At 57.0% G+C, this 13,331-nt stretch carries 9 protein-coding genes and 1 other RNA gene; 8 read left to right on the forward strand and 2 right to left on the reverse strand.

What is annotated here, in order from left to right:
* Positions 1–4: 4 nt before the first annotated feature.
* On the reverse strand, positions 5–1,408 hold the full coding sequence (locus AAGQ88_RS22975) for a sodium-dependent transporter (protein WP_342655870.1): 1,404 nt from the start codon (positions 1,406–1,408) through the stop codon (positions 5–7).
* A gap of 129 nt (positions 1,409–1,537) precedes the next feature.
* On the opposite strand from AAGQ88_RS22975, the gene smpB reads away from it, so the two are divergent.
* Positions 1,538–2,020, forward strand: coding sequence for an SsrA-binding protein SmpB (smpB, locus tag AAGQ88_RS22980; RefSeq protein WP_062389795.1), 483 nt, complete (start codon positions 1,538–1,540; stop codon positions 2,018–2,020).
* 136 nt (positions 2,021–2,156) lie between these two features.
* Here smpB and AAGQ88_RS22985 read toward each other — a convergent pair whose 3' ends face one another.
* Positions 2,157–2,924, reverse strand: a complete 768-nt coding sequence (locus tag AAGQ88_RS22985) for a GntR family transcriptional regulator (protein ID WP_285422976.1) — start codon at positions 2,922–2,924, stop codon at positions 2,157–2,159.
* Positions 2,925–3,343: 419 nt separating this feature from the next.
* On the opposite strand from AAGQ88_RS22985, the gene AAGQ88_RS22990 reads away from it, so the two are divergent.
* From AAGQ88_RS22990 to AAGQ88_RS23020, 7 genes are all read left to right on the forward strand, one after another.
* Positions 3,344–5,041 carry a lactate permease LctP family transporter gene (locus tag AAGQ88_RS22990; RefSeq protein WP_342653668.1) on the forward strand — a complete coding sequence of 566 codons (1,698 nt, stop codon included), beginning with the start codon at positions 3,344–3,346 and terminating at the stop codon, positions 5,039–5,041.
* Positions 5,042–5,111: 70 nt separating this feature from the next.
* Positions 5,112–6,272 (forward strand): FMN-dependent L-lactate dehydrogenase LldD, encoded by a 1,161-nt coding sequence (gene lldD / locus AAGQ88_RS22995; protein ID WP_093464366.1) that lies wholly within the window; start codon positions 5,112–5,114, stop codon positions 6,270–6,272.
* 73 nt (positions 6,273–6,345) lie between these two features.
* A complete protein-coding gene (locus AAGQ88_RS23000; RefSeq protein WP_342653669.1) occupies positions 6,346–9,156 on the forward strand; it encodes an FAD-binding and (Fe-S)-binding domain-containing protein in 2,811 nt (936 codons plus the stop codon).
* A gap of 208 nt (positions 9,157–9,364) precedes the next feature.
* Positions 9,365–9,658, forward strand: coding sequence for a hypothetical protein (locus AAGQ88_RS23005; protein WP_342653670.1), 294 nt, complete (start codon positions 9,365–9,367; stop codon positions 9,656–9,658).
* Positions 9,659–9,779: 121 nt separating this feature from the next.
* Positions 9,780–10,171, forward strand: a transfer-messenger RNA (tmRNA) gene (gene ssrA / locus AAGQ88_RS23010).
* A gap of 433 nt (positions 10,172–10,604) precedes the next feature.
* Positions 10,605–10,802, forward strand: coding sequence for a hypothetical protein (locus tag AAGQ88_RS23015; protein ID WP_342653671.1), 198 nt, complete (start codon positions 10,605–10,607; stop codon positions 10,800–10,802).
* The gene (locus tag AAGQ88_RS23020) at positions 10,799–12,433 is read left to right on the forward strand and encodes an N-6 DNA methylase (protein ID WP_342653672.1); all 1,635 of its coding nucleotides are present in this window, start codon (positions 10,799–10,801) and stop codon (positions 12,431–12,433) included. Before AAGQ88_RS23015 ends, AAGQ88_RS23020 begins: the two co-directional genes overlap by 4 nt.
* Positions 12,434–13,331: the final 898 nt, after the last annotated feature.

Below are 13,331 nucleotides of genomic sequence, written 5' to 3' on the forward strand. Positions count from 1 at the left end.
AGCGTCATTTCCAAAGCTGAGCGGCAAAGACAATCACGATGCCGATCGGCGCCACATAGCGCATCAAAAAGAACGTCAAAGCGAACAGGACCGGACTGCGTACGGACAATTCGTCACGTACCGCGGCGCGTCCCATCACCCAACCTGCGAATATCACAAAACACAATCCACCCAGCGGCAACATGATCCGCGAGGTGAAGAAATCAATCACGCCAAAGAAATCCAGCCCCGACGTCGCTCCCCACTGGTAGAGATGAAACGCGCCGCCTTCGTTCACGAAAAATTTGGCCTGCTTCCAGATGTTGAACGAGAAAACCGTCCCCAGCCCCACGAACCAGCAGATGAACGACAGCCAGAACGTGACCCAGCCGCGACGTACTTTCGTGCGCTCCACCAGGTACGCCACCATCGGCTCGAGCAGGGAAATTGCGGAGCTCCACGCTGCCACAGCAACGAGGATGAAGAACACCACACCCATGACTGTACCGAACGCTACGTTACCAAATGCATAGGGCAAGGTGACGAACATCAGGCCAGGGCCTTCGCTCGGGTTCAGGCCTGCCGCGAAGACGATCGGAAACAGCGCAAGCCCTGCCAGCAGTGAGACAAAGGTGTCGAGCAACGCCACGCCGACCACGGTCGCACTGATCGACGCCTCTTTGGTCATGTACGCGCCGTAGATCATGATGGAACCCACGCCGACACTCAGCGAAAAGAAAGCGTGACCCATCGCCGGCAGCAGGCCGTCGAGCAACTTCTCGGGCGTGAAGTCGAACATGAAATGCAGGCCTTCCATGAAGTGCCCGGTGGTGAGGCTGTAGCCCAGCAATATCACCATCAACACGAACAACAGCGGCATGAGGATGCGCAGACTGCGCTCGAGCCCCGCGTTGACGCCCTTGGCGATGGTGATTGCCGAGAGCAGCATGAACAGCGTATGCCAGCCCACCAGACGCCACGGGTCGGCGATCATTTCGCCAAAAAACCCGCCAACGCCCTCGGGCGTCACGCCCTGAAAATCACCCTTGCCGACATCGATGATGTACTCGAGCGACCAGCCGCCCACGACGCTATAAAAAGAAAGAATCAGCAGCGCCGTGATCATCCCGGCGAACGCGCCCCAGGACCACTTCGGCGAATGACCGGCCTCGACAGCCAGCGCCTTCAGTGCGTTGGCGGGGCTTTGCCGGGCGCGACGACCGATCAATGTTTCGGCAATCATGACCGGAATGCCGATCAGCGCGATGCACGCCAGGAACACCAGCACGAACGCGCCGCCGCCATAGACGCCGACCATATAGGGAAATTTCCATATGCTTCCCAGGCCCACGGCCGAGCCGGTGGCCGCCAGAATGAACACCCAGCGACTCGCCCAACTCCCATGAACCGAAACCTTGTCCGTTGACATCGTCGACACGTCCAGCACGCAAAAAAGATCGCGCATTGTCCGGGATTCACTCTGCGTGCTCAAGCACAGTGCTCAAGCATCGCCGAGCCCGTAGCCGAGAGCACCGTTGATCCCTATAATGCGTCGCCTATGGCTAAGCTCAAGAAACATCCCACAGGGACCATCGCGCAAAATAAAAAGGCGCGTCACGATTACTTCATCGAACACAAGTTCGAGGCCGGTCTGGTCCTGGCTGGCTGGGAAGTAAAAAGCCTGCGTGCCAACAAGGTGCAGCTGGTGGACAGTTACGTGCTGCTCAAGGACGGTGAGGCCTGGCTGATGGGTAGCCATATCACGCCGTTGACGACAGCCAGTACCCACGTCATCGCTGACCCGACACGCACCCGTAAACTGCTGCTCAACAAGCGCGAGCTGGAAAGGCTCAACGCTGCCGTTGCCCAGAAAGGTTATACCGCTGTCGCCCTCGCGCTTTACTGGAAGGCGCACTTGATCAAGTGCGAAATCGCTCTGGGTAAAGGCAAGAAGGAATACGACAAGCGCGATACCGAGCGCGAGCGCGACTCCAATCGCGAGCTGCAACGCGCGGTGCGCAATAAGGGCAAGGAAGACTGATTCTTTCGGTCTTCTAAGGTCTGCGCCAGACCTGTAGGGGCGCGCTTGCCCGCGATTGCAGGGTGTCAGACGATCAATACGTCACTGACTCACCAACATCTCAGGCAAGCGCGCTTCTACTGGTAGCCGTTATCGATCAGATCCCGTTGCGCCGCTCGGCGCGCGCAGTGCGCTGCACCTGCTGACGCACTTCCTCAAGAACCTCCTGCACGTACAGCAAATGACGGCTGGATACCTCTCGCGCGTCATCGGCACGCCCCTCGATGATCGCCAGATACAGCTCACGATGCTGATTGATCAGCATGTCTCGGGTCTCCGCGCGCTGTTTGTACATCCCGCCGATGTTGGTGACGACGTTGCGCCGCAGCAAGTCGAACAGTCCGCGAATCGTGTGCAAGAGCACTGCGTTGTGACTGGCTTCGGCGATGGCGAGGTGGAAGTTCGCGTCAGCCGCGCCCTCCTCCGCTCGGCTCACTTCATCCACCCGGCTGTAACAATCCTGCAGGGCATCGAACGCCTCGCGTAACCGCAAGCGGTCAACGTCGGTTGCGCGAATGGCGGCGTAATACGCGCAGGAGGCTTCGAGGGTGTGACGGAATTCCAGAAGGTCGCGCTGCGCCTCGGGGCTGCTTTCCAAGAGGTGCATCAATGGATCGCTGAAGGTCGAGCCCAGATTTTCCACGACATAATTGCCGCCGCCCTGGCGACTGACCAACAACCCCTTGGCGGTGAGTTTCTGGATGGCTTCGCGCAACGAAGGACGCGACACACCGAACTGCTCGGCAAGCGCACGCTCGGCCGGCAGACGTCCGCCAGCCCTCAGCGTGCCCTCAAGGATCATCCTCTCAAGCTGTTCGACAATGTCGTCAGACAAGCGGCGCTGACGCACCTGATCAAAGCCCATACCCCTCGCTCCACATCCACAACCGGCTTCCCCCGCCACGGCTGCGGGGGCGCTTATTCTCGCTGATTGTGGTCAGACATTCACCCGGCAGATGTAGGACAAACTACCGTTTCAGGCAAAACCGACGCTTAGTACTACAAAAGTTTTAGCGCCTTAAATTGACACACCAATGCCAAGGCTTTTAACCTAGCGACAAGACATTGTAAATTGGTATTACCAATTTATTGATGCCGGCGACTGGCGGTCATCCACTGCGTTCGCCGCAGGCATTTCGCGACGGCGTAATACCTGAGCTGGTGAGCTGTGCGACTCGTTCGTCAGCGCCGGCAGGACGACAGGAAAGCAGTTGTCCCCTGCAGGAGCAGCGCGCGTAAGACATGCACACCGGGCCTAACCAAAAACAATTAGGGGCCTCCTACATGCAAACCTGGCAACAGCTCTACACACCTCTGGGCAGCCTGAGCCTTTCGGCACTCGCTGCAGTCATCCCGATCGTTTTCTTCTTCCTCGCACTGGCGGTATTCCGGCTCAAAGGGCACGTTGCAGGTGCTGTCACCCTGCTGCTGGCTGTGCTGATCGCCATCTTCGCTTTCCAGATGCCAGCCGACATGGCCATCGCGTCAGCGGTCTACGGTTTTCTGTACGGACTGTGGCCCATTGCGTGGATCATCATTGCCGCGGTCTTCCTGTACAAACTGACGGTAAAAAGCGGCCAGTTCGAAATCATCCGCAGCTCGGTCATGTCGATCACTGACGACCAACGCCTTCAGGTGTTGCTGATCGGCTTCTGCTTCGGTGCATTTCTTGAGGGTGCGGCAGGCTTCGGCGCGCCGGTTGCCATTACCGCAGCGCTGCTCGTCGGTTTGGGGCTGAACCCGCTTTATGCGGCAGGGCTGTGTCTGATTGCCAACACCGCGCCTGTGGCGTTCGGCGCACTGGGCATTCCGATCATCGTCGCCGGCCAGGTGTCCGGCATCGACGCGTTCAAGATCGGCGCGATGGCGGGTCGGCAGTTGCCGCTGCTTTCGGTGTTCGTGCCGTTCTGGCTGATGTTCATGATGGATGGCGTGAAGGGCGTGAAAGAGACCTGGCCTGCGGCGCTCGTCGCCGGCGGCAGCTTCGCCATCGTGCAGTTCCTGACGTCCAACTACATTGGCCCGGAACTGCCGGACATTACCTCGGCGCTGGTCAGCCTCTTGTCCCTGACCTTCTTCCTGAAGGTGTGGCAACCGGCTCGTGCGGCCGACATGCAAGTGGCCAGCGCCGGTGGCGGCGCAGTGGTGATGGGCGGCGGCCCTGGCGGTTTCGGCCAGCCTCGGACGACCAAAAAATCGCCTTACTCCGCAGGCACGATCATCAAAGCCTGGTCGCCCTTCCTGATCCTGACGGTCATCGTGACGATCTGGACATTGAAGCCCTTCAAGGCGCTGTTCGCAGCCGGCGGGCCCTTGCAGTCGCTGACCATGAACTTCCCGGTGCCGCATCTGGATCAACTGGTGATGAAGGGCGCGCCGATTGTCGCCAACGCGACCGCCATGCCCGCCGTTTACAAGTTCGATCTGCTCGCAGCGTCGGGCAGCGCGATTCTCGTGTCGGCGATTCTGGCGATGATCGTCCTGCGCATTGGCTTCAAAACGGGTCTAACCACTTTCAAGGAAACCCTGATCGAGCTGCGCTGGGCGATCGTCTCCATCGGCATGGTGCTGGCCTTCGCGTTCGTCATGAACTACTCGGGCATGTCGTCGACTCTGGCGCTGGTATTGGCTGGCACGGGTTCAGCGTTCCCGTTCTTCTCGCCGTTCCTTGGCTGGCTGGGCGTATTTCTGACCGGTTCTGACACATCGTCCAACGCCCTGTTCGGCTCGCTGCAGGCGACCACCGCGCATCAACTGGGTGTCAGCGACGTGCTGATGGTGGCCGCGAACTCCAGCGGTGGCGTGACGGGCAAGATGATTTCGCCGCAATCGATCGCCGTCGCCTGCGCTGCGACGGGGCTGGTGGGCAAGGAATCCGACCTGTTCCGCTTCACCCTCAAGCACAGCATTTTCTTCGCCGCGATCGTCGGCTGCGTCACCTACGCACAAGCGTATTGGTTCACCGGCATGCTGGTGCACTAACGAGACGAGGGCCGGGTGCGCCGCTGCGCGCCCGGCCGCTGTCCCCGCTCACTCTACGTTGCGAGACCTCATGATCATTTCCTCCTCGACCGACTATCGCGCCGCCGCGCAACGCAAGTTGCCGCCGTTCCTGTTTCACTACGCCGACGGTGGCGCGTACGCCGAGCACACGCTGCGCCACAACGTCTCGGACCTGGCCAGCATCGCCCTGCGCCAGCGGGTCCTGAAGAACATGTCCGAGCTCAGTCTGGAGACCCGGCTGTTCGACGAAACCCTGAGCATGCCCGTCGCACTGGCGCCCGTCGGCCTGTGCGGAATGTACGCGCGCAGAGGCGAAGTGCAGGCGGCGCGCGCGGCGTCTGCCAAAGGCATTCCGTTCACACTGTCCACCGTTTCGCTGTGCCCCATCGAAGAAGTCGCCCCGGCCATTGACCGGCCGATGTGGTTTCAGCTTTACGTGCTCAAGGATCGCGGCTTCATGCGCAATGCGCTGGAGCGCGCCAAGGCCGCGGGTGTGAAGACGCTGATTTTCACGGTCGACATGCCCGTGCCCGGCGCCCGTTACCGCGACGCCCACTCAGGCATGAGCGGCAAGAACGGCCCGATACGTCGCGTGCTGCAAGCCATGACTCATCCGCAATGGGCCTGGGACGTCGGCGTCAACGGCCGCCCCCATGACCTCGGCAACATTTCCACGTATCGCGGCAACCCCACGGGCCTGGCGGACTACATCGGCTGGCTGGGCGCGAATTTCGACCCGTCCATTTCTTGGAAGGACCTTGAGTGGATTCGTGAATTTTGGGACGGACCGATGCTGATCAAAGGCATCCTCGATCCCGATGACGCCCGCGATGCGGTTAAATTCGGCGCTGATGGCATCGTCGTGTCCAACCATGGCGGTCGCCAGCTCGACGGCGTGCTGTCCAGCGCTCGCGCCCTGCCAGCCATCGCCGACGCGGTGAAGGGCGATCTGAAAATCCTCGCGGACTCCGGCATTCGCAGCGGTCTGGATGTGGTGCGCATGATTGCGCTGGGCGCCGACACCGTGTTGATCGGTCGTGCATTCATTTATGCCCTCGCGACCCACGGCGAGGCTGGCGTGAAGAATCTGCTCGATCTGTTCGAGAAAGAAATGCGCGTGGCCATGGTGCTGACCGGCGCCAAGACAATCAGCGAGATCAGCCGCGAGTCGCTGGTTCGTGAGTCGTTGGCCGGCAACACAGGCGCCTGAAAACGCCCCTTCATTACGCACGCGGCACGTCAGATGCCGCGGCGCCCCCGAGAAAACTGATGAGGAAGAACGCATGAGCCTGCCCGCCTCCTTCCTGGCCGATGTGAAGCGTTTGATTCCCGCACAACGTCGTTTCGACGACCCGCTCTCGACCCTCGCGTTTGGGACCGACGCCAGCTTTTACCGGTTGATTCCCAAGCTGGTCGTGCGCGTCGAATCCGAAGACGAAGTCGTTGCGCTGCTCAAGTTCGCCCAGGCTGACAAGGTGCCGGTGACTTTCCGCGCCGCCGGCACCAGCCTCTCCGGGCAAGCCATCAGCGATTCAGTGCTGATCGTGCTGGGGGATAACTGGAACGGCCGCGAAATCCGCGAGCACGGCACGCAAATTCGCCTGCAACCGGGCGTGATCGGCGCTCAGGCGAACGTCTGGCTGGCGCCTTTCGGTCGCAAACTGGGGCCGGATCCGGCGTCGATCAACGCCGCGAAGATCGGCGGCATCGTGGCCAACAACTCGAGCGGCATGTGTTGCGGAACCGCGCAAAACACGTATCACACCCTCGCGGGAATGCGCATCGTGCTGGCCGATGGCACGCGCATCGACACAGAAGATGCAGGCAGCGTCGCCGCCTTCCGAAAAAGCCATGGGCATCTGCTTGATCAACTGGCGCAACTGGGACGCGAGACCCGCGCCAATGCCGAACTGGCCGCAAAGATTCGCCACAAATACCGTCTGAAAAACACCACCGGGCTGTCTCTCAACGCCCTGGTCGATTTCGATGATCCGCTGGACATCCTCAGCCACCTGCTCGTCGGTTCCGAGGGCACGCTGGGTTTCATTAGCGCCGTCACCTACGACACCGTGCTGGACCACGCCAACAAAGCCTCGGCGCTGATCGTGTTTCCTGATGTCGAGACCTGCTGCAATGCCGTGACCGTCCTGAAAAGCCAGCCCGTCGCCGCTGTCGAACTGCTCGACCGCCGCAGCATGCGCTCGGTGGAGAACAAGCCCGGCATGCCGTCGTTCGTGCGCGAGCTGTCGGACAACGCCTGCGCGCTGCTGATCGAAGCCCGCGCCGCCAGTCAGCCGTTGCTGCACGAGCAACTGGCGCAGATCATGGCATCGATTGCGCACTTCCCGGTGGATCAGCGAATCGATTTCACTGAAGATCCGACCGAGAACGCCCGCCTCTGGGCCATTCGCAAAGACATGTTCCCGGCCGTGGGCGCGGTCCGAGAAACCGGCACGACGGTGATCATCGAAGACGTGCTGTTCCCCATCGAGCAGTTGGCGATCGGCGTGCGGCGCCTGATTCAACTGTTCGAAAAACATCACTATGACGAAGCCATCCTGTTCGGCCACGCGCTGGAGGGCAATCTGCACTTCGTCTTCACGCAGGGCTTCAATGACCCGACGGAAATCGCTCGCTATTCAGCGTTCATGGACGACGTCACGCAGCTGGTAGCGGTCGAGTTCAACGGCTCGCTCAAGGCCGAACACGGCACGGGCCGCAACATGGCGCCTTTCGTTGAACTGGAATGGGGCCGCGATGCGTATCAATTGATGTGGGCCCTCAAACGGCTGCTCGATCCCAACGGCATTCTCAATCCGGATGTAGTACTGAGCGAAGATCCGCACATCCACCTCAAGCACCTCAAACCGCTGCCCGCCGCCGACGCGATTGTCGACAAGTGCATCGAGTGCGGTTTCTGCGAACCGGTGTGCCCTTCCAAAGGCCTGACACTGAGCCCGCGCCAGCGCATCGTGATCTGGCGGGACATTCAGGCGAAGAAACGCGCAGGCGAGGATACCCGCGAGCTGGAGCGCGACTATCACTACCAGGGCATCGAAACCTGCGCGGCCACCGGGCTGTGCGCGCAGCGTTGTCCGGTGGGCATCAACACGGGCGAGCTGGTGAAAAAATTGCGTGGACAGGAAGCGACTCATGGCAAAGCCGCAGGCTGGCTCGCGCATCACTTCACGACCGCGTTACAAGGCGCGCGCTTCACCCTGCACGCCGCCAACGGCGCACGCATGCTGCTGGGCGCTCCGAGGCTGACGCGGATTTCCGCAGCGCTCAGCAAAGCTTCATCGGGTCGAGTGCCGCAGTGGACGCCAGCCATGCCTCAGCCGGAAAACGCGATTCGCTTCACCCCGCCTATCGAAGATCAGCGCCCGCGGGTGGTGTACCTGGCGGCCTGCGTGTCGCGCGTGATGGGGCCTGCCGCGGGCGATCATGAACAGATGTCGCTGATGGACAAAACCCGAGGCCTGCTGGAAAAAGCGGGCTATCAGGTGGTATTTCCCGACAACCAGGACAGCCTCTGCTGCGGCCAGCCGTTCGCGTCCAAAGGCTACGCCGAGCAAGCCGAAGAAAAGCGCCAGCAACTGCTGGCAGCACTGACCAAAGCCAGTCGCGGAGGGCTCGATCCGATCTACTGCGACACCAGCCCTTGTACGCTGCGACTGGTTCAGGACCTCAAACCGTCGCAGCTGGATCTCTACGATCCGGTGCGATTCATACGCACGCACCTGCTCGACAAACTCGTGTTCACGCCGCAACAGGAGGCCATCGCCGTGCACGTCACCTGCAGCACTCAGCACCTGGGCGAAAGCCAGGCGCTGATCGAACTGGCGAGGCTGTGCAGCGTCAACGTGGTCATTCCCGAAGGCATCCATTGCTGTGGGTTTGCCGGTGATAAAGGCTTCACCACGCCGGAGCTGAACGCTCACTCGCTGCGCACGCTCAAAGACGCCGTGCAGTACTGCAGCGAAGGCATTTCAACCAGCAGAACATGCGAGATCGGCCTCAGCCAACATGGAGGCATCGACTACCATGGACTGGTCTATCTGGTCGACCGAGTCACTCGACCAAGAACCGCTTGATGCACACAAATGGGGCAATAATTGCCCCATTTCGCCGAAACATACTGCAACATGGCTTTTTCCCACCATTCGCAAAATAAATAGAACCCCTGCGATAGCGAACAGTCCATCTCTTTAAGCGCCACAACCCGCTGGCGCTTATTCCTCTATCTCGGACATCGGCCTGACACACCGGCCCTACCGAGTCCACAGGCTCAAGGAGATACACATGAAGCGCACAGCACTGACTGGACTGTTTCTTACCGCTGCACTGTTGGGTTCCCCGGTATTCGCCGCTGATGACCTGTGCGGTGCAAACCTGCAGACGCTGAAGGATGCTCACACTTCGACCAGCACCAACCTCAGCGCAGACACCAAAGATGAGCTGGAAAAAACCATTGCCAGCGCTACCGCTGCGCAGAAGGCTGGCAATGACAAGGAATGCATCGAGCTGACCACCAAGGAAATCACCTCGCTGAAAACCGGCGGTGACGGTTCCGACGGCGGCGGCAACGCCAAGTAAGGTGCAGCAGACACGATAGCCAGCCTTCGGGCTGGCTGGGTGACGCGACACGAGGCGCGGAGTCGACGTATCTCATTGATTCGGGTACACTCCGCGGCCTGACTGCTAGAGCAGCAGAATTGGGGCCGATTAGGATTCGACGCCGGTGATGAAACTCTAGGGGCATGCCGACTTGGTAACAGAAGTCGTAAATCCACTGTTGCAACTTTCTATAGTTGCCAATGACGAAACCTACGGGGAACAAGCTCTCGCTGCGTAAGCGGCGCTAGCCTTCCTTCTGGTAGCTTCGGCTCCAGCAATCATCAGGGGATGCCTGTAAACCCGAAATGATTGTCATACAGAACAGGATCGCCGTGCAGTACGCTGTGGACGAATCGGCTAAAACTTACACAGCTCGCCCAAAGCACCCTGCCCGTCGGGTCGCTGAGGGTTAACTTAATAGACACGGCTAAGCATGTAGGCCCGAAAGCGGAGTACTGGCGGACGGGGGTTCAAATCCCCCCGGCTCCACCAAATTGCAGATGAAGACGTCTTAGGACGTCTTTTTTTGTGGCTGCGATCCAGCAAATACGCGGCTTCCAGCGCATTTGCGGTCTTTTGAGAGTTTTGGAGCTTTAGCCGCTCGGGTATTGTAGGCGATCCTCACCCGGTGCTTATTAGGATACTGGACCAGTACTTGAAGAGATGGCCGCCGCTTGGTTCGAGCGTAATGAAGTTTCGATCATTCATGTCTCCCAGCGATGATGTCAGCACTACGTCCATGAACCTCCTGCCTATGCAACGCCAACGCTGATTCGACGCCGCCAGTAGCATCGAACCGCAGGTCAACTCGTCGGCTTAAGACCACCACCTCAATGCGTCAACTCCGTTGTGCACGTTGCGACACCAATCCATGTATGATATGTTATGTAACATAAGTACCATAACGTTAGGGGTAATGTAAGACATGGCAAAGGGCAATTCCGGTCGTATTGTGATAGAAATCGATCCGGACTTTAAACGAAGTCTGTACTCAGTGTTAGCTGCTGATGGTCTAACTCTCAAAGAATGGTTTATACAAGCTGCTGAAAGGCATGTAAATGAGCGCAGCTCCTACGCTCAAGGCGTCAGCGTTCAAGTTGTAGCCGGTGCGGTGAAAAAATGAATTTCATGATCAACGAGACAGAGCAGAAGCTAAGGGGTGGATATTATACACCGCTTGATATAGCGACCTTCTTAGTTCGCTGGGTCGAACAATCTGGTGCCAAAGACTTGCTTGAGCCAAGTTGTGGTGATGGAGTTTTCTTAAAGGCGCTAGATACAATACAATTTTCCAAAAGTGCAAATGTCTTAGCATTTGAACTAGACTTTATAGAAGCAGCTAAGTCACGATCGCTATCAGACAATTTTGCCTATCACACCGAAGTGATTAACACCGACTTCTTAGCCTGGGCACTTCCGCATTTGGATGGTAACAGGGGTCTGTTCGATGGAGTCGTAGGAAACCCTCCATTTATCCGATATCAGTACTTACCTGAGTTATTTCAAGAAACAGCCGAAAAAGTTTTCAAAACTCTAGGTTGTAAGTTCACAAAACATACTAATGCTTGGGTACCGTTTGTCCTGGCGTCTATTGCATTGCTAAAACCTGGTGGTCGTTTAGCAATGGTCTTGCCGTCCGAACTCATACACGTATTGCATGCTCAATCCTTAAGGAGTTTTCTAGCTAAAGAATGCAAGAAATTAGTAATAATCGATCCGGAAGAAATCTGGTTCGAAGGCACACTTCAGGGTGCCATCATACTCATGGCTGAGAAAAAAACATTTGCATCCCAGTCGAATGAAGGCCTAGGGCTACTTCCCGTGACTGGACGCAGCTTTCTCACTGAAAATCCTCAAGAGGTATTTGATAGAGCAACACCTGTAACAGGGAAAGCTCTAACTGGAAAATGGACGATTGCGTTTTTAAAGCCCTCTATTAGAGATCTATTGGATGAAGCTGAAACATTGCCCTGTATTGATCGCTTCCGAACTGTGGCAGAGGTTGATGTCGGAATAGTTACCGGTGCAAATAAGTTCTTCCTGGTTGACGACGAAGTTGTAGAGACTTACAACCTACAGGCTTGGACTCATAAAATGTTCGGGCGCAGCGAGCACTGCCCTGGAATAATTTATGACGAACTACAACACCTACAAAATAGTGAGAGCGGATTACCTTCAAACTTTCTCTGGTTTCCAGAGGGTAGTGCCAAATATCATCCGGAAATCGCAAGATATATACAATACGGCGAATCTCTAGGTCTGCAGACGCGGTACAAATGCAGAATCCGGAGGTGCTGGTATACCGTCCCATCCGTTTACACGACAGAAATAGGGATGCTAAAACGCTGTCATGATGCGCCACGCTTGATCTTAAATGAAGCGAAAGCTTACACAACTGACACTGCATATCGGATAAAATCACTTAGGCAATCACCCGAACAAATGGTGTCGGCATTTGTCAATCCATTAACAGCGTTAAGCGCCGAGCTAGAAGGCCGAACCTACGGTGGTGGTGTATTAGAATTAGTGCCCTCTGAGATTGAGAAGCTGCTTATTGCCTCGCCAGAGGGTCAGCCATCCTCTATCAATGCTTTGAATAAAGTAATTAAAAGTAGCTCAATGCGAGAGGCAATATTAACACATGGCTGTGAAATCTTGAGACACGCTGGATTGCAAACTTCGCAGATCGAAGATATAGCTTCCGCTTGGATTTTCATGAAAAATAGGCGTCAACGAGTTTCGCAAGAAGGATAGGACAGCGGCCTCCAATCCGGTAGTATTCGCTCGTTCGTGACTGAACGAACGAGCGTAAACCCTCATCATCCGCTTATATATCCTACTTGCATGGGGCCTATAGAGAATATGAGACACTGCGCTCCTGATTCTATATGGGTGACGCGCTTATAGTGCTGCAACAGATCGACGAATCGCACACCGGCCCCTTTGCCCGAACCGAGGATCGAGAATCAATAAAAAATCAACGCCCTGGTCAGGCGCACCAGAGGTAAAGCAGCCTCCAACTGTTCACCACATAACCCATGATCACCAAGCATGAGATGACCGCGGTGGCAAAGATGATAGCCGCCTAGCGAGCGTGGGTTGCGAAGGATTTACGACGACGAAACACATTTCACTGAGGAGCTTGAATGGCACCTTCCTACAGCATACTCTTTCAGTGGGAGTGGGTGCGTCACTACGAAGCTAGCAGACAAAGCTATGTAGAGAAGGCTTGCGCCACTCTTGAAATTCCGAAAGCCTAAGGTATCGGACTCACATCTCATGGTAGGAGCGAATAATGTCTGTAGTAAAAGTGTGGGAAAAAATGGATATCCCTAGAGGTGATCTACAGCTCTTGACTGACTCTCATGCATCGGGCGTATTGAGACTGACTCAATCTAATTATGGTATCGACCAGACAACATACTTTCGGCACACAGTTTTCTCCAAGCTATCATGGTACCAAATCGATGGAAAGGAGATGTCCCGTGCGAGCTTTAGTTTAGTTATTATGGGACAGCCTTGCGGAGTGTATACCTTAGAACTAAGTCACAAGCCGTCTTGGGAATCGAATCAAAGGAACTACACAACCGGTTTACATTGGGGCGAAGCATTACATTTGATCCAAGACGAGAATCTGATAGGTAAAACTCTC

It is taken from the genome of Pseudomonas sp. F3-2 (assembly GCF_038804275.1).
In the GTDB taxonomy this organism is placed as follows: Bacteria; Pseudomonadota; Gammaproteobacteria; order Pseudomonadales; family Pseudomonadaceae; genus Aquipseudomonas.